The sequence below is a fragment of the Salisaeta longa DSM 21114 genome, assembly GCF_000419585.1.
GTDB classification, from domain to species: Bacteria; Bacteroidota; Rhodothermia; order Rhodothermales; family Salinibacteraceae; genus Salisaeta; species Salisaeta longa.
The window spans coordinates 981378-998295 of sequence record NZ_ATTH01000001.1 but is presented as its reverse complement, the minus strand read 5'-3'; the positions used below and the strand labels follow the sequence as shown (position 1 = coordinate 998295).

12 protein-coding genes and 1 CRISPR repeat array are annotated in these 16918 nt (G+C 64.3%); of the genes, 5 read left to right on the top strand and 7 right to left on the bottom strand.

Features of this window, described 5'->3' with window-relative positions; genetic code table 11:
• Positions 1 to 14 precede the first annotated feature (14 nt).
• The 7 genes from SALLO_RS0104195 to gltX all read right to left on the bottom strand — a co-directional run bounded on the left by SALLO_RS0104195 (position 15) and on the right by gltX (position 10030).
• Positions 15 to 797 carry a type I-E CRISPR-associated protein Cas5/CasD gene (locus tag SALLO_RS0104195; protein WP_157621241.1) on the bottom strand — a complete coding sequence of 261 codons (783 nt, stop codon included), beginning with the start codon at positions 795 to 797 and terminating at the stop codon, positions 15 to 17.
• Between the two features lie 91 nt (positions 798 to 888).
• The gene (locus tag SALLO_RS15145) at positions 889 to 1461 is read right to left on the bottom strand and encodes a transposase (RefSeq protein ID WP_157621238.1); all 573 of its coding nucleotides are present in this window, start codon (positions 1459 to 1461) and stop codon (positions 889 to 891) included.
• 64 nt (positions 1462 to 1525) lie between these two features.
• On the bottom strand, positions 1526 to 2215 hold the full coding sequence (locus tag SALLO_RS0104185; RefSeq protein ID WP_022835065.1) for a CRISPR-associated endoribonuclease Cas6: 690 nt from the start codon (positions 2213 to 2215) through the stop codon (positions 1526 to 1528).
• 33 nt (positions 2216 to 2248) lie between these two features.
• Positions 2249 to 2545, bottom strand: a complete 297-nt coding sequence (locus SALLO_RS0104180) for a WCX domain-containing protein (RefSeq protein ID WP_022835064.1) — start codon at positions 2543 to 2545, stop codon at positions 2249 to 2251.
• 92 nt (positions 2546 to 2637) lie between these two features.
• Positions 2638 to 3690 carry a helix-turn-helix transcriptional regulator gene (locus SALLO_RS0104175; protein ID WP_022835063.1) on the bottom strand — a complete coding sequence of 351 codons (1053 nt, stop codon included), beginning with the start codon at positions 3688 to 3690 and terminating at the stop codon, positions 2638 to 2640.
• A gap of 391 nt (positions 3691 to 4081) precedes the next feature.
• Positions 4082 to 4641: a CRISPR direct-repeat array (repeat unit 30 nt; unit sequence CTTTTAATCGCACCTTTGAGGTATTGAAAT).
• A 522-nt stretch (positions 4642 to 5163) separates the two neighbouring features.
• Complete coding sequence (gene acnA / locus SALLO_RS0104170; protein ID WP_022835062.1) at positions 5164 to 7917, bottom strand: aconitate hydratase AcnA; 2754 nt, start codon at positions 7915 to 7917, stop codon at positions 5164 to 5166.
• 622 nt (positions 7918 to 8539) lie between these two features.
• Positions 8540 to 10030 carry a glutamate--tRNA ligase gene (gene gltX, locus SALLO_RS0104165; RefSeq protein ID WP_022835061.1) on the bottom strand — a complete coding sequence of 497 codons (1491 nt, stop codon included), beginning with the start codon at positions 10028 to 10030 and terminating at the stop codon, positions 8540 to 8542.
• A 251-nt stretch (positions 10031 to 10281) separates the two neighbouring features.
• Here gltX and SALLO_RS15140 point away from each other — a divergent pair, with 251 nt between their 5' ends.
• The 5 genes from SALLO_RS15140 to SALLO_RS0104140 are packed head-to-tail and all read left to right on the top strand — an operon-like array spanning position 10282 to position 16827.
• Positions 10282 to 12303: a peptidylprolyl isomerase gene (locus tag SALLO_RS15140; protein ID WP_022835060.1), complete on the top strand. Its 2022-nt coding sequence runs from the start codon at positions 10282 to 10284 to the stop codon at positions 12301 to 12303.
• Between the two features lie 5 nt (positions 12304 to 12308).
• Entirely contained in the window at positions 12309 to 13175 is an 867-nt protein-coding gene (locus SALLO_RS0104155; protein WP_028566884.1) for a foldase protein PrsA, read from the top strand.
• 43 nt (positions 13176 to 13218) lie between these two features.
• Positions 13219 to 14616 carry a peptidylprolyl isomerase gene (locus SALLO_RS0104150; protein ID WP_040605720.1) on the top strand — a complete coding sequence of 466 codons (1398 nt, stop codon included), beginning with the start codon at positions 13219 to 13221 and terminating at the stop codon, positions 14614 to 14616.
• A gap of 44 nt (positions 14617 to 14660) precedes the next feature.
• On the top strand, positions 14661 to 15641 hold the full coding sequence (locus SALLO_RS0104145) for an AAA family ATPase (RefSeq protein WP_022835058.1): 981 nt from the start codon (positions 14661 to 14663) through the stop codon (positions 15639 to 15641).
• A 1-nt stretch (position 15642) separates the two neighbouring features.
• Positions 15643 to 16827 (top strand): NAD(P)/FAD-dependent oxidoreductase, encoded by a 1185-nt coding sequence (locus tag SALLO_RS0104140; protein ID WP_022835057.1) that lies wholly within the window; start codon positions 15643 to 15645, stop codon positions 16825 to 16827.
• The last annotated feature ends 91 nt before the right edge of the window (positions 16828 to 16918 follow it).

Sequence of the window (16918 nt, the reverse complement as noted above, 5' to 3'; positions counted from 1 at the left end):
GGGGGTGGGGGCTATCACGGGTGCACTTCCTCCAGCCGCGCTTCCACCCAACCGTCATTACTTCCAAGGTAGAGCGGTGCGGCCGGGGCTTCCAGCGCGGCACCAAGCATCTCAGCAAGTGTTGCCGACGTGCGAATCCGGTAACGGTACGCTCCTTCCGGAATTACATATTCTCGCTTTGTGGGGCTTACGTAAAACTGTGGAAAATGTGGACGTAGCGCATTTACATGCACTTTGTCGCCGGCCTCCACATCGAGCAGCTTTTCGGGGTCGCGAATCTTGTAACTTGAACGATCTCCAAAGTTGATAGCTTCAGCGCCTTTCAAGTTCATGACGCGCTCTATCCCAATGTTATAATTTCGGCTTCCACCCGAAAACTGCGTGCCTGTACTTCGCGCATGCCGTGCCCAAAGATCATCGAAGTGCGTCGTTTCCGGGAGAAAAGCGGTTTCGAATTCCAAATGATACTGGAGCAGGGTTACGAAGCCGGAGGCAGATTCGGAGTCTTCGTCGCCTGTAATCCACGGTTCCTTTTTGAGGGGATGGCCGTGACCAAGTTCGTCTTTCGCTGCTTGGCGTAATTGCTTTAATACATCGGTCCGCACGTCTTCTGGGAAGTGCCAGCCTAGCGCGTTTTCGAGCAAGCCGTACAGCATGGCCTCGCTGGGGGCAGGCTGACTTCGGTAGTACGTGCCCGGCTGCGCCGTCGACATCGAAAGCGGCGTGAGCGCTTCGATAGTCAGTACCGCGGCCACGTCAAGCTCGGGCGGCTCTAAAAAGAACGAGAAGTCTATCATATCTTTGTGCATTGCCTCATGGTTAATCTGAATGATGCAGATCTTCTGTCCACCGCGCCGGATTGGTTTCGATGTACCGCCGAATGCGGCGTCATGCGCGTTCGGTGCGGATGATGTGGTCGTGGTAATTGCGCTGCCAGACCGCCGTGCCTGGGGTGCCGCGCTCCTTGTTGATGCGGCGGGTGACGGCCGACTTGTACCCGGCCATCATCGCCCCTAGCGACTTTGGCGGAGGCCCCACCGGTAACGTCGACCGGCCGGTCGACGTTACGTCGTCGTCGGATTTCGAAACCGATGTCGCATCACTGCGCGACGCTGCGTTTTGCCCCTTATCCGCAGTGACGCACAGGTCGTAGCCGTGCGGGTCGGTCGGCGCGTCGGCCGCGGGTGGGGCAATCACCACGATGCCATGCACGTGGTTAGGCATGACCACAAAGGCGTCCAGGTGCACCTCGTCGCGTAAACCCTCGGACCGGTACCACCCGGCGGCCGCGATTTGTCCGTACGCACTCAGCGCCATCCGCCCGTCCTGCACCTCGCCAAACAGATACACCCGATGGTCCGTGCAGAGGGTCACGAAATAAGCGGCTGCGCGGGTATAATCCCATCCCGCCAGGCGGCGTGACCGGTGGTGCGTGTGGTATTGATCGTAATCGCGGGGCATGAACATGCATCGTGGTTGTAGGTGCTGCGTCATGGCACGCCATGACGCACGGTCTGTAGGGCCGTCATCGCAGCGCGCCAAACCCGGAGCCCGTCAAATCCCCGACGCCCACGAGCCAGGCAAACCGCACCGCCGCGGGCGTGCCGCGAACGACCACCGGGCAGATGCTTCCCTTGTGCTGCACGCCCTTCACGGCGGCCACCTTGGTGTGCGCGTGGCGGTAGGTCCGGTCGAACTGCACGGTCACGTCCTGATGCGCGCCCGTCAGGCCCGCGATGTCCAGCTTGTGGCGCAGCAAGCGCGTCAGCACAGCGTCGGCATCCGCGTTGTCCCACGCCAGGTAGTCGCGGCCGCCGCCCGGACGCTCCGTGCGCGCCACCACGGGGCCCCGGTCGGTCTTGAAGCGGTAGCACCCGCCAAAGTGTGGCGCGGCTTGCTCCTTCACCTCGTAGATGCGCATCCCCGCAAACACCACCGGATCGCGCAGGATGCCCTCCATGAGCCGCTTCGCGATGGCGTCGTCGTAGAAGCTCACGCGCCAGGTTGCACCCTGCGGAAAGGTGAGGTGCCCCTCCGGATATTCGGCGGAGCCGTCGACCTTCTGCCCGTCGTGCAGCCAGCCAAAACTGTACAGGCTGATGGCGTCGTGCAGCGCGTTGGGACCAATGCGGTCGTGCAGAAAGCCCGTGAGGCGATGCAGGTGATTGAACGGAACCGGTTCGGTGTTGCCGGTCAGGCGTAGGTTCAGGCGCATGCGAGAATCGATAGAGAAGCGATAGTGAGCGAATTAGGCGGCGGCGTAGCGTAGGGCCAACGCCCGAGCTTCAGCGGCGATGTGCCGACGCAACGACGCCGGGCTGTCGACGCCGACGGACGCGCCGAAGCTCAGTATCCAGGGCACTAGCGTTTCGATGTCGGGCGTGCACCCAATCAGTTGGTACGGCCCCGCGGCCCGCGCAAGCACCAACGGACGGCCGTTCCACACGGGGGTCGGCAACTGGGCAGCCCCCGGTTGGGTCAGGCGGTCGTGCTGTGAGGCGTCAAACGTCAGCGATACGGACACGACGGCAGAAGCAGTAGCCATGGAAAACAGCGGATCGTGAAACGGTTGGGCACGGCTCCAGCATACACAAGCAGTCGCGTGTCGGTGGACACCGGGCGTCCGGGGTGGCTGGGCTACGGCGTTGCGGAAGGGGCCGCGGCGGATGAAGCCGTTTCGTACTGAGCGGCCACCGCGCGGGCCTCGTCTCGAATCTTGTCGCGCAGCGCTGCGGGCTTGAGCACCTCCACCTTGGGGCCCCACGAGCGCACAAACGTCGCAATCTCGTCCAACCCGGCGACCTCGTACGATACCTCCACCCGTCCGTCCGGCCGCTCGGTGTCGTGGATCTGTTGCGACCGCTGGTACCGCTTCGATTGGAGGTACGGCACGCACTCCGGTGCAAAGAGCAGCGTGACGACGTAGTCCTCCCCGCCTTCAATGGATTCGAAGCGGGGCAAAAAGTATATGTCGAGGTCGAAGGCGTCGGGAATGGTGTACTGGCCGCCGGGGCGGTCGGGGTCGGCGGGGCGCACATCCGAGATGCGGCTGAGGTTGAAGTCGCGGAGGTCGTCGCCGGCCGGCTTGTTAGGATCGCGGGCCACGCACAACCAGGCGTCGCCGCGCCGGGCCAGCGCGTACGGCTCAATGACGCGCCCCTCGTGAAAGGTGTCGTTGTAGGCGGCGTGGTAGTCGATGGCCATGCGGCGGCGGTTGCCCAGCGCACGCACAAGCGCAAGAAATACATCTGCGTCAACCGACACGTGCGGGGCCTGTCCAAAGTGGATGTGATGGATCAGCGTGCGCGGCTCGAACCCGCTGATGCCGGTGGGCAAGGACTGCATGATCTGATCGAACGCGGCGGCCAGCGGCTCGTGGAGCGGCGAGGGGCTGTGATTGGAGCGGGCCGCCGCGGCGGTAATCACCAACGCCAGCACCTCGTGCTCATCAAGGTCGAGCGTCAAGTGGGCAGATTGTTGGTGCGAGCTCGGCAGATAATATTCGTTCGCCCGGCCACGTTTGCGGGTTTGGACCGGAAGGCCCGCGGCCTTCAGTTTCTTCACGGTACGACGCACCTGGCGGTTTGAGCGGTCGAGCGCATCTTCCATTTCGCGGTAGGTGAGCGCCTCGCCGTCGCGCAGGAGTTCGTACAGGGCCTGCTGGGTGTCGTTAGAGAAGTGGTGTAGCACGGTGTGGAAACGAAACTAGACGGGAAAGCTTCATTAAATGCTTACACTACAATACAAGCCGTTAACGGGAACGTCAAGGCATGCACTTGCGCGGTGGAGCAAACGCCAGCGCATCTCGTTGATGCTTCCCCAACCGAGGCGATTGCAACGCCCTGCCGATGCGCGGATGTCGTCGCCCGGGCTCGTTGTTGAACGATCACAACCGATAATGTGCGCACGGCGACCCGATGATTGACTCCACCCTGGTTCAAAACAAGAGGTTAGCGTCATGTCGTCGTCCCCCCGGGGGTTTATGCACGACCGACGGGCGACGACTTAACGGGCCCACGCCCTTCGCTAAAATCGCCGCGCACTTGCATCTCTCCCCGCTTTTTTAGAGGTTGGTGGTAGGCTTTTAATCGCACCTTTGAGGTATTGAAATATCATCGGCGGGCTGATCCCAATGGCCTCAGGCGGTCTTTTAATCGCACCTTTGAGGTATTGAAATTTGTTGACGTCCTCGCTCACCTCGATTTCTGCACGTGCTTTTAATCGCACCTTTGAGGTATTGAAATTACACGAGGCTGGCCCTGCACTCCTGGCACCACACCCTTTTAATCGCACCTTTGAGGTATTGAAATGTGGCTGCGCTGTATGAGACGGGCATGATCAAGCACGCTTTTAATCGCACCTTTGAGGTATTGAAATCATGCTCACACGCTGTAAGCCCTTGTTAGCGTTACCCTTTTAATCGCACCTTTGAGGTATTGAAATTCGCTGTCCTTGACGACCGCGAAGGCGTCGCACTCCTTTTAATCGCACCTTTGAGGTATTGAAATTGGTCAAGCGATGGTAGTGCAACGTCTCAATGCCCTCTTTTAATCGCACCTTTGAGGTATTGAAATCCAGTTTGCACAACGTGAAGGTATCCATCCTCCACGGCTTTTAATCGCACCTTTGAGGTATTGCATATCGGTTCGCAGCGGCTGTTTGGATCCGTTACGGACCTTCGTTGCTGTCTGCGCACGCCGTGGCGGTGGTGCGTTGCTGTAGGGTTCTCCTATCTGTAGCGTATCTTCTGGGCGTGTGGCTGTGGGCGCTTGATCGCTTGCACGGGCGTTCCTGATGCATCGCCCGGTGGGTGGACGCCCGGTGTCCGGAGTGGCCGCAGTGCTGTCGTAAGGTGGAAGCGGATCGTTTCGCAGATCCGTTGCCGCTGCACTGCTTCTGCCCCCCGTCCGCCCAATGCCCGCTTCAGACGTGTCATCCGCGCCGCCCGCTCCTCCTTTCGCGTGGGCGGCATGCTCATCGGCTACTACGTGCTGTGTCCGCGCAAGGCCTGGCTGTCACCGCTGCAAATGGCCTTTGGGGCACGCGTAGCGTCCCGGCATGCAGCATGTGGCGGGTGGGGCCATGGGGCCATCAACACAAAACGCCCCACGAAGCGCGCGGCTCCGTGAGGCGTCATGGCGTGACTACGCGTCGTTGGCCCGGTTAGGCGGCCACCGGCGCGTTGTTCAGGAAGTCGCGCAGGACGTAGTGCAGGATGCCGCCGTGGCGCAGGTACTCAACCTCCACGTCGGTGTCGCAGCGGTTGATGGCCGTAAACGTGACGGTCGAGCCGTCCGTTTTGGTGGCCGTCACCTCAACCTCCTGCCCGGCCTGCAAGTCGTCGTCGATGGGGATGTCAAACGACTCGGTGCCATCGAGGCCCAGCTCGTCGGGGCCTTCGCCGTCCTTAAACTGGAGCGGCAGCACGCCCATGCCGATGAGGTTGGAGCGGTGGATGCGCTCGTAGCTCTTCACGATGGTCGCCTGCACGCCTAGCAGAATCGTGCCCTTAGCGGCCCAGTCGCGGCTGGAGCCCATCCCGTAATCCTCGCCGCCTAGTACAACCAGCGGGATGTCGTGGTCGATGTAGTCCATGGCCGCGTCGTAGACGGACGTGACTTCGCCGTCGTTGAGGAAGTTGCGCGTGTAGCCGCCTTCCACCACGTTGCCGTCCTCGTCGCGCACCAGTTCGTTCTTGATGCGGATGTTGGCAAACGTGCCGCGCATCATCACCTCGTGGTTGCCGCGGCGGGCGCCGTACGAGTTGAACGCGTAGGGCTTAACGCCGTGCTCCTTCAGGTACTTGCCGGCCGGGTAGTCTTCCGGAATCGACCCCGCGGGCGAGATGTGGTCGGTGGTGGTAGAGTCGCCCGCCTTCACGAGGACGCGGGCCTGCTCGATGGGCGTAATCTCGGGCGTCTCGGGCGAGAGGCCGACAAAGAACGGCGGCTCCTGGATGTAGGTCGAGTCGTCGTCCCAGTCGTACACCGCGCCTTCCGGAATCTCGATGTTGTTCCAGGTTTCGTTCGACGTCTCGATGCCGTCGTACTCGTCCCGGAAGAATTCCGGCTTCACGACGTCCTCGATCATGGCCTTGATTTCGTCGGCCGAGGGCCAGATGTCTTCGAGGTAGATGGCTTCGCCGTCCGCGTTTTCGCCGATCGGCTCGGATGTCAGGTCGATGTCGACCGTGCCGGCGAGGGCGTAGGCCACCACGAGCGGCGGCGACGCGAGGTAGTTGGCTTGCACGAGCGAGTGGATGCGGCCCTCGAAGTTGCGGTTGCCCGAGAGCACGCCGCTCACAATCAGGTCGCCGTCCTTGATGGCCTGTTCCACCGGCTCGGGCAGCGGTCCGCTGTTGCCGATGCAGGTGGTGCAGCCGTAGCCCACGGTGTTGAAGCCCAGCTCCTCAAGATACGGCAGCAGCTGGCCTTCCTGCAGGTAGTCGGTGACGACCTTCGAGCCCGGCGCGAGGCTCGTCTTCACGTGCGGCTTCACGGTGAGGCCCGCCTCTACGGCCTTTTTGGCCAGGAGACCAGCGCCCAGCATCACGCTGGGGTTGGAGGTGTTGGTGCAGCTCGTGATGGCGGCGATGACCACGTCGCCGTTCGTGAGGTCGTACGCGTGGGCGCCGTCGTCGTAGCGGCCGGTCGCGTCGTTCGCTTCGGCATCGCGGCCAAAGCCCTTCGGTCCGGCTTCGCGCGTGAGGCTTTCCTCAAACTCATCGGGCAGCGCGGGCACCGCGATGCGGTCTTGGGGGCGCTTCGGCCCGGCCACGCTCGGCTCAATGCTGCTCAGGTCGAGCTCCAGCACGTCGAGGCAGTCGGGCTCGGGCGTGTCGGGCGTGTGGAAGAGGCCCTGCTCCTTGGTGTACCGCTCTACCAGCTGCACCTGCTCCTCGGAGCGGTTCGTGCGGCGCATGTAGTCGAGCGTTTCGTCGTCGATGGGGAAGAAGCCCATCGTGGCGCCGTATTCGGGCGACATGTTGGCGATGGTGGCGCGGTCGGGCACGGTGAGCGTGTGCAAGCCCGGCCCAAAGAATTCCACGAAGCGGCCGACGACGCCGTACGAGCGCAGCATCTGCGTCGCCTTCAGGACGAGGTCGGTGGCGGTAGCGCCCTCGGCCAGCGCACCGGTGAGGCGCACGCCCACCACTTCGGGCATGAGCATGTAGATGGGCTGGCCGAGCATCGCAGCCTCGGCTTCAATGCCGCCCACGCCCCAGCCCACAACGCCCAGGCCGTTAATCATGGTCGTGTGGCTATCGGTGCCCACCAGGGTGTCGGGGTAGGCTAGGTCGATGCCCGTGTCCGTGGGGCGCGTCCACACGCCGCGGGCCACGTACTCCAGGTTCACCTGGTGGCAGATGCCGCTGGCCGGGGGCACCACCGAGAAGTTCTCAAACGCCTCGCTGCCCCAACGCAAAAACTCGTAGCGCTCCTTGTTGCGCTTAAATTCGAGCTCGGAGTTCAGCTTAATGGCTTCCACCGTGCCGTAGTGATCCACCTGCACCGAGTGGTCGATGATGAGGTGCACAGGCACCTGCGGATTGATCTGTTGCGGATCGCCGCCGAGGCGCTCCATGGCCGAGCGCAGCGCCGCAAGGTCGACCACAGCCGGCACGCCGGTGAAGTCTTGCAGCAGCACGCGCGAGGGCATGTACGGAATCTCCGACGCGGCGGGCGCGCTGGGATCGTAGGTGGCGAGGTCGCGCACGTTTTCTTCCGTTACCGTGCGGCCGTCGCACTCGCGCAAGAGCGCCTCCAGCAGGATGCGGATGGAGACCGGAAAGCGGTCGATGTTGTACCCTTCGTCTTTCAGCGCGTCGAGCCGGTACAGGTACGCGCTCCCGGACCCGGTGTCGAACGTATCGCGGGCGCCGAAGGGGTCAGGCGTTAAAGAACGGGGGTCCGTCATAGCAGGTGCGTGTGTGCGGTAGCAGGTATCGAGTGAAGGGACTATAGGACATACTTTTTCGTTACAACGGTTCCCGCAGACTCCGGTGGGGCCATGAATTTGCGCTGATTGCTCAGGCGCTGTGGGGCTGGCGGTCTATGCCCTGCAACTTTGCGTGCGGCAATCTTTGCAAGGGAGCGTTCCTGCCCGTGCATGGAGATCGCATCATAGATATGACCTCCGGCCCCACCACGGGCATGACCTCCGGCCCCCGCGTCCTTCGCGTCCGCACCAGTGGCATGACCAAGGCCCCTCAGTCCTCGCGATGACAAGGAGGGCACTGCTTTTTTGTGCGTTGAGCGTGCAGTTGGTCAAACCCGTCTGAACAGCAATCTGAACCATTCACGTATGGTCTTTGCGCTTCAACCCTCTTGTCATTGCGAGCGAACGGAGTGAGCGTGGCAATCTCCGCAAGGGGGCGTTCCTGCTCGTGCATGGAGATCGCACCTACGACATGACCAAGGCCTCTCACTTCTCGCGATGACAAGGAGGGCACTGCTTTCTTGTGCGTTGGGCGTGCAGATGCACAAATCCACCCGAACGCTGCCAGGATGCTCCTCACTTGATGCAGTGGCCCCGGGGCTTACCCAAGCTCCTCCACGGCGCGGCGCATCCGGCGGATGCACGCCTCCTTCCCGACGCCCACAAGCAGCCCGAACACGCCGGGCCCATAGGTGCGCCCACTCACCGCCAGGCGGGCCGGGTGGATGATGCGCCCCGCGCCCACGTCCTCGGCATCGGCCAGGTCGCGCAGCAGCGCCTCCACGGTGTCGGTGTCAAACGTATCGGCCGCTTCAAGGCGATCGGCGTACATGCGCAGCAGGTCGGCCGAGTCGTCCTTCCAGCGCTTCTTCACGTCCTTCGGCTCGTAGCTGTCGGGGTCTTCAAAGAAATAGAACGCCTCCGTGGCAATGTCCTGCACCCGCGTGATGCGATCCTGCATCAGGTCGCAGACGGTGTGTAGCGTCTCATCGGACGGATCGTACCCGGCGGCTTTCACATGCGGACGCGCCTTCGCGACCAGCTCCTCCACCGACAGCTTGCGCACGTACTGCTCGTTGTACCACTGCAGCTTGTCGAGGTCGAACTGCACGCCGCTTGCGCCCACGCGGTCGAGCGAGAAGGCCTCTGCGAGCTCTTCCAGCGTAAAGAGCTCCTGCTCGGTGCCCGGATTCCAACCCAGGAAGGCCAGGAAGTTGACGAGCGCTTCGGCCTCATAGCCTTCCTCGATGTAGTCGCGCACGTACACCGGAATGCCCAGCTCGTTGGCGTCGCGCTTCGACAGCTTGCCGCCCTCCGGACTCAAGATCAGCGGCAGGTGCGCCATCTTGGGGGGCGTCCAGCCCAGGGCGCGGTACATCAGGATGTGCTTGGGCGTGGAGGAGAGCCATTCCTCGCCGCGGATGACGTGCGAGATCTCCATGTGATGGTCATCCACCACGTTCGCGAGGTGGTACGTTGGCATGCCGTCAGACTTCAGGAGCACCTGATCGTCGAGGCCGCTGGCCTCAAACGACACCGTGCCGCGAATCTCGTCGGTGAACTGGATGGTTTCGCGTCGGGGCACCTTCAGGCGGATGACGTGCGGGGTGTCTTTGGCGAGCAGCGCCTCCACTTCGTCGTCGGGTAGCGTCAGGCTGTTGCGCATTTGCATGCGCGTGGCGGCGTTGTAGGTGGGCTGCGGATTGGCCTCGGTGGCCAGCTCCTCTCGCATGGCCGCCAGCTCGTCCTCGGTGTCGAACGCGTAGTAGGCGTGGCCTTCTTCAATCAGCGTATCGGCATATCTCCGGTAGAGGGCGCTGCGCTCCGATTGGTAGTACGGCGCATGCGGCCCCTCGGCGCCCGGTCCTTCATCATACGCCAGCCCGCTCCAGGTGAGGGCCCGCTGGATGTCGGCCTCGGCCTCTTCCACATAGCGCGACCGGTCGGTGTCCTCAATCCGCAAGATGAAAGTGCCTTCGTGCTTGCGGGCAAACAGGTAGTTGTACAGCGCCGTACGCAGCCCGCCAATGTGCAGGAAGCCGGTAGGGCTGGGAGCAAAACGTACGCGAACCGGACGATCAGAGGGAGCCATAAGCAAACAAGCCTTGTGTGGAAAAAGACGAAGCGCCAGCGGCCCGCCGCAGCGGCAGGCCGTCATGAGCGTAAGAAACGTGCGAAGGGGAGTTCCTTTCCCGCCGCCCGCGCACCACCGGCGCAGAAAAGCTTATCCGAATCCTCACCGGCTGCGCCCGCCGCCCGCGTTTCGTGATGGAATCGTTACGGCACGCGTTGCGTATGGCATGCCGATTTGCGTGTTGATTACAAACAAAACAGCTTGTGCTGATGACAAAACGGGGGTTTTGGTGGATCGCGTGCGTGCTGGTCATTGGTGGGGGGCTGGTGGGCTGCTCGGGCAGTGCATCGACGACCGCGCCCGAACAGGCCGCCGCGCCACCGCCCGATTCGACGGTGGTGGTGGCCCGCTACGCCGACACGACGCTCACCTGGGGCCGGTTGCAACGGGCGTACGCCCGCTCCACACAGGCGCCCACCGATACCACCGACACCCTGGCCGCCTACCGCGACTTCTTGGAGCGGTACGTCAACTATCAGCTGAAGGTGCGGGCGGCCCGCGCGGCCGGTCTCGATACGCTGCGGAGTGTGCGCCGCGAGGTGGCATCGTACAGGCGGCAGGTGGCCCAGCCGCGCCTGGTGGCCGATGCCGTGATTGAGCCGCTGGTGCGCGAGCTGTACGCCCGCCGCGACACCTCGGTGGACGTGAGCCACATCTTGTTGCGGGTGCCTGCGGGGGCGTCGCCCAAAGATACGCTGGCGGTGTATCGCCGCATGCAAGCCCTCCGGGATTCGCTGCAGCAGGGCGTGCCGTTTGCCGCGCTCGCCCGGCGTAACTCCGAAGATCCCAGCGCCGCCCGCCGCGGCGCGCGCGGCTACGAGGGCCGCCTGGGCTACCTGACGGCGGGGCAGCTCGTGAAGCCGTTCGAGGATGCGATGTATGCCACGCCGGTCGACAGCCTCTCCCCCATCATCCGTACCCGCTTTGGCTATCACCTGTTGAAGGTGCACGGCCGCCGGGCGCGTCCGCAGCCCGTTACCATCGCGCACATCATGATTCGTCCGGACAGCAGCCGGGCATCGGCGCGCCGGCTCGTCGATTCGCTGCACACGGCCCTCCAAAACGGCTCGAGCTTCGAGCGGCTGGCCCGTCAGTTTTCCGATGACACGCGCACCAGCGTACGGGGCGGCCTGCTGGGCACCGTCTCGCCGGAGCAGCGCCTGCCCCCTGCGTTTCGGGAGGCGGCGTTTGCGCTCGACTCGCTCAACCAAATCTCTGATGTGGTGCGCACGCGCTTCGGCTTTCACATCCTGCAGCTGCGCGGCAAAGAAGCGCGGCCCACGTTTGAGGACGCGTACCCCGAGTTGAAGGAGACCGTGGCGCGCCTGCCGCGCTCGGATCGGCAACAGGCGGCCTTTGCCGCGGGCATCCGGGCCCGCGAGGGCATGCGCGTAGACACGGCCCGCGTCCGTGCAGCCCTCGACACGACCACATTCGCGGCGTCTACACGGCGTGTGCTGTCCCGCGCCGAGGCGTTCGATGCGCGCCCGTTTGCGGCGATGGGCGACTCGACGTACACGCTGGCCGACCTCCGCCGCTTCGTCCAAAGCACGAGCGGGCAGGCGCAGCAACCGTTTGCTGCCACGCTCACCGACTTTCTGAACGACGCCGCGTTGCGCTATGCCGCCCAGCGGCTTGAAGCCCGCGACCCGGCGTTTGCGCGCACCATGCAGCGGTACCGCGAGGGCTTGCTGCTCTTCCGGTTTATGCAAGATTCGGTGTGGACGGCCGCGGCCCGCGACACCGCGGGGCTGCGCGCGTACTTCCGGGCGCACCGGGCGGCCTACCGCTGGCCGCGCCGCGCCGAAACGCTGGTCTTTCGCAGCCCGTCCGATTCGCTCCTTCAGCCGGTAATCGCGCTGTACAACGACCGCCGCACGTTTGCCGCCGTGGCCCAGCGCGCGGCGTCCGACTCGCTCATTGCGGTGGACACGATGCTTGTGGACACGTCGCAGGCCGCGCCCTATCCGCAGGTGCTGGATGTTGCCACCGGCGAAGCCGTGGGCCCGCTCACGCACGAGGGAACGGCCTACTTCATGATACGGTTGGGCACGCGGGTGGCACGCCGCAAAACGTTTGATGAAGCGCGGGCGGCGGTGGTTAACGACTACCAGGCCGCCTACGAAGCGCGCGTAATGGACCGCCTGCGCCGCCGGTATCGTGCGGAAACGTACCCCAAGCGCCTACGCCGCCTCGTGCCCGCCGCCCCTGATTCCTCGTCGACGAAGTAGTGTTCATGCTACAGCGCATCGTTTCTTGCACCGGCCTCGCCCTGCTTGTCGCTCTGCTCGCGGGGTGCCAACAGCCCGATCCGCGCGTCGACTATGTCGCGCGCGTGGGCGGTTACTACCTGACCGAGCAGGAGCTCTCGGAGATGCTCCCGCGAACGGGTTTGCAGGGCGACTCGGCACAGGCCCGCAAGCAGATCATCGAACAATGGGTGACGCACACCTTGCTGCTTCGGGAGGCGCTGAACCGGGACCTGAAGAACGATCCGGCCGTGCGCGAGCAATTGCGCGAACAAGAGCGCGCCGTGCTGGTGGGAGCCCTCACCAACCGATTGTACGCCCAGGCCGAAAAAGCCCCCACCGCCTCGGCCGTCGCGGCGTATTATCAGCAGCACAAAGAGCAGTTGCGGTTGCACACGCCGCTTGTGCGGGTGCGCCACCTTGAAACGCCGGTACGTGCCGATGCGCAGGCCGCGCGCGATGCACTGGCCGAAGCCCCCGCGGCGCAGGCCGATTCGCTTTGGAGCCGGCTCGTCGCCCGGTATGCCGCGCGCCCGGAGCAAGCGCGCACCCTAAGCGCCACCCTAGTGTCCGAGGCCCGCCTCTTTGGGCATGCGCCGTACCTCCGCGACGAACTGCTGCAACTGGACGCGGGCGCCGTGGCGCCGGTGCTCCGAACCGACTCGATGTACCACATCCTACAGGTCGTAGAGCGGATTCCTGCCGGCACCATTCCGAAACAAGCATGGGTGGAAGACGAAATACGCCGCCGACTCCGCATGCAGGCCCGGAAACAGACCTATGCGCGTGAGGTTCAACGCCTCCGCAACGAAGCCCGCGCCCGAAACGAACTGGAGCTGCCCGCTACGCCGTAGCGCCCTCCGCCTCGCTGTCCCGCTGATTTGTTCCTCGCTGTTCATGCTTCTATTGTCTCGCATCCGTCACGGCCTGCTTCGTAGCCTCCTGGCGGCTGTCGCGTTATTTTTTGTCGTCGCGCCAGTGCATGCCCAGCAGTCTGCTGCGCAGCGCCCGGTCATCGACCGCATCGTGGCCGTCGTGGGTGACGACATCGTCCTGCAGTCGGATGTGGATCAGCTGGTGCGCTCGATGATGCAGCAGCGGCGCATGACGTATTCCAAGGAGCTTTGGATGCAGGCCCTGCAGCAGGTCGTCAACCAGCAGGTGATGGCCGAAAAAGCCCGCCAAGACACCACCATCACCGTCTCGGAGCAGCAGCTCACCGATCAGCTCGACATGCAGGTCAATCGCATGATCGAGCAGACCGGCGGCCGTCAGGCGCTGGAGCAGGCCTTTGGCAAAAGCCTTATCGAGATCAAGGCCGACTTCCGCGACCGCTTGCGCGACCAACTGCTGGCGCAACAGCTGCGCAGCCGGCGCCTGCAAAAAGTAGACGTTACGCCGAGCGAGGTGCGCGATTGGTTTGAACGTATCCCGAAGGATTCGCTGCCCGACCTACCGGCCACCGTGCGGCTCTCGCACATCGTGCGCTATCCCGAGCCCACCAAGACGGCGCTCCGCCAGGCCCGCGAGATTATCACCACCCTGCGCGATTCCATTGTAAATGATGGCGCCTCCTTTGAAGCCATGGCCCGCCAGTATTCCGACGACGAAGGAACTGCCCCCGGCGGTGGACGCCTGGTTGACATCCAGGTTGAACAGCTGGAGCCGGAGTTTGCCGCTGTAGCCACGCGCACGCCGGTGGGCGAGGTCTCGCAAATTTTCTACAACGAGTCGCGTAAGGGCTACCACATCTTGCGGGTGAACGCGCGCGAAGCCGGCGTCATCGACTTCAACCACATTCTAATACAAGTGAACCCGGGGCAGGTCGATGCGAAAGCAACCAAGCAGTACCTGAGCGCCGTGCGCGACACCCTCTTGAACTACGACGTGCCCTTTGAGCTGATGGCACGGCGGCACTCCGAGGAGCCGGCCTCCAAAGAAAACGGCGGACAAGTGCTGGCGCCGCAGTCGAACTCCCGCGACCTGGTGCTGCGTGCCTTGGGTCCCTCGTGGCAGCGCACCATTCGCACGCTAGAAGAAGGCGAGATCAGCAAGCCCACACGCGTGACGCTCCTGAGCGGCGAAAAGGCGTACCACATCCTGAAGCTCGACCGCCGCATGCCCGCGCACACCGTCAGCCTGGCTACTGACTACATTCGTATCCGTCAGTATGCCCTGCGGAGCAAGCGGCAGCGCGTGCTGGATGAGTGGCTGTCCAACCTCCGCGAAGACATATACGTCGACATCCGGGTCAATCCAAGCTCCATCCGCAGTTCGCTGGCGAGCGTGCGGTAACCGCGCGTCCGTTGCCCCTCTTCTCCTGCTAACGTCCCCGCTCTATGGCCGACGCGCACGACCCTGCCACGCTCGAAGAACTCAGCACCGCCTATGAGCGGCTGCGCACCGAAATCGGAAAAGTCATTGTCGGTCAGGAGCACATCGTGGAGATGGTGTGCGTGTGCCTGATGGCCCGCGGGCATACGCTGCTGATTGGCGTGCCCGGGTTGGCCAAAACGCTGCTGGTGCGCACGCTGTCGCAGGCCCTCGATCTGTCGTTCAGCCGCATACAGTTTACGCCGGACCTCATGCCGAGCGACATCACCGGCACCGAAATTCTACAGGAGCACGCGGGCGGCGCGCGCTCGTTCGAGTTTTCGCGGGGGCCCATCTTTGCCAACATCGTCCTGGCCGACGAGATCAACCGCACCCCGCCCAAAACGCAGGCCGCGCTCTTAGAAGCCATGCAGGAGCATCACGTGACGGCGGCGGGCGAGACGATGCCGCTTGATCCGCCCTTCTTTGTGCTGGCCACCCAAAATCCCATCGAGCAGGAGGGCACCTACCCGCTGCCCGAGGCGCAGCTCGACCGGTTCATGCTGAATCTGTGGCTCGATTATCCGTCGTTCGATGAGGAGGTAGAGGTCGTGCGGGGCACCACATCGGGCGCCAACCAATCGGTAGCGCCGGTGATGACGCGTGAGGAGCTGCAAACCTATCAGCGCTTCGTGCGGCAGATTCCGGTGGCGGATCAGCTCATCGAGTATGCGGTGGGGCTGGTGGCGCGCACGCGCCCCGGCACCGACGCGGCCCCCGAGTTTGTGGACAACTACTTGAGCTATGGCGCGGGGCCCCGCGCCTCGCAGTACCTGGTGCTGGGCGCGAAGGCGTTGGCCGCGCTGGATGGCCGCATGACGCCGCTACAGGCTGACGTGCAGCGGATGGCGCGTCCGGTGCTGCGGCACCGCATCGTTCCCAACTTCAACGCCGAAGCCGACGGCGTTGACGCACTGGCCGTTATCGATCGGTTGCTTGAGGCGTAGCATGAAAGCGCAACGCATTGTGCTGGTGGGCGGCGGGCACGCCATGCTGCCGGTGCTGCAGGCGGCGCGTCGGTGGACGCGCGCCGGGCATACCGTCACCCTGTTCGACCCGTCGCGGTACCTGTACTACTCGGGCATGGTGCCGGAGTACCTGGGCGGGGTGTACCGGCGGTCGGCGGTGCGTATCGATCTGCAGGCGCTGTGCCAGGCTGCGGGCGTACAGCGGGTGGAAGCCGCGGTGGCGGGTCTTGCGCCCGCATCGCGTACCGTTGCTACCGCAGACGGGCGGCGCTGGCCGTACGACGTTGCGGCCTTCGACGTAGGCACGCGTCCGCCGGGCCAACCCGAGGGCGTGGTGCCGAGCAAGCCGCTGCATCGCCTGCTTCCCCTGGCCGATCGGGTGGAGGCGACGCTGCACGCCGCGAATGCCGCCTTGCGTCTCGCGATCGTGGGCGGTGGGGCCGCGGGCGTCGAGTGCGCCCTGAACCTCTCGGCCCGCTTCGTTGCCGCCGGCCGCGCCCACGACCTTACGCTACACCTTGTGGAAGCGGAAGATCGACTGCTGCCAGGATTTCCCACGGGGCTTCAGGCGGTTGTGCAGCGCCTGCTGGAGGCCCGCGGCGCCCACCTACACACCGGCGCACCGGTGGCTACGGTGCGGGCGACCAACGTGCAGCTGGCGACGGGCCACAAACTCCCGGCCGATGCGGTGCTGTGGGCGACGGGCACCGCGGCGCCCGCGTTCTTCGAAGGCGCCCTAGCCACCGACGCCCGCGGCTTTGCGCAGGTGGCGTCGACGCTTCAAACCAGCGCGCCCGGCGTGTTTGCCGCCGGCGATTGTGCGACTGTGCAGGCGCATCCTGGGCTTGCCAACATTGGCGTGCACGCCGTCAAGCAAGGGCCGGTGCTGCGAGATAATCTGGACCGCGTCGTTCGTGCGCGGGCCCGGGGGCGTACCACCGACGCCCGCCCCCTACGGCGCTTCCGGCCGTACCCTGTGGCGCCCCTCATCCTGTCCACCGGCACGTCTGCCGGGCTCTGGACCGACGGCACGCGCTGGCTGCGCGGCCGCCCGCTCCTCCGCGTCAAGCACTACGTCGATCGGTCGTGGATGAGTACATATGCCCCACGCTGGCGCACGTCGCCCCGAAATTGGCTCGATGCCCGCGCGCCGCTCCGCGCGTGAGGGGCGCGCGGTGGTACCATCTTCTCTCCTAAAAGGGGCATAGCTACCCGTCGGTAGCTGCGGCCGTGTCCGCGCGATCCTTTGCAGGATC

Bases quoted from the DNA above. Each gene is read 5' to 3' on its own strand.
- SALLO_RS0104150 (WP_040605720.1), top strand. From the start codon at position 13,219: ATGCTTCTATTGTCTCGCATCCGTCACGGCCTGCTTCGTAGCCTCCTG.
- SALLO_RS0104185 (WP_022835065.1), bottom strand. From the start codon at position 2,215: ATGCGCCTGAACCTACGCCTGACCGGCAACACCGAACCGGTTCCGTTC.
- SALLO_RS0104155 (WP_028566884.1), top strand. From the start codon at position 12,309: ATGCTACAGCGCATCGTTTCTTGCACCGGCCTCGCCCTGCTTGTCGCT.
- SALLO_RS0104140 (WP_022835057.1), top strand. From the start codon at position 15,643: ATGAAAGCGCAACGCATTGTGCTGGTGGGCGGCGGGCACGCCATGCTG.
- SALLO_RS15145 (WP_157621238.1), bottom strand. From the start codon at position 1,461: ATGCCCCGCGATTACGATCAATACCACACGCACCACCGGTCACGCCGC.
- SALLO_RS0104180 (WP_022835064.1), bottom strand. From the start codon at position 2,545: ATGGCTACTGCTTCTGCCGTCGTGTCCGTATCGCTGACGTTTGACGCC.
- acnA (WP_022835062.1), bottom strand. From the start codon at position 7,917: ATGACGGACCCCCGTTCTTTAACGCCTGACCCCTTCGGCGCCCGCGAT.
- SALLO_RS15140 (WP_022835060.1), top strand. From the start codon at position 10,282: ATGACAAAACGGGGGTTTTGGTGGATCGCGTGCGTGCTGGTCATTGGT.
- SALLO_RS0104195 (WP_157621241.1), bottom strand. From the start codon at position 797: ATGATAGACTTCTCGTTCTTTTTAGAGCCGCCCGAGCTTGACGTGGCC.
- SALLO_RS0104145 (WP_022835058.1), top strand. From the start codon at position 14,661: ATGGCCGACGCGCACGACCCTGCCACGCTCGAAGAACTCAGCACCGCC.
- gltX (WP_022835061.1), bottom strand. From the start codon at position 10,030: ATGGCTCCCTCTGATCGTCCGGTTCGCGTACGTTTTGCTCCCAGCCCT.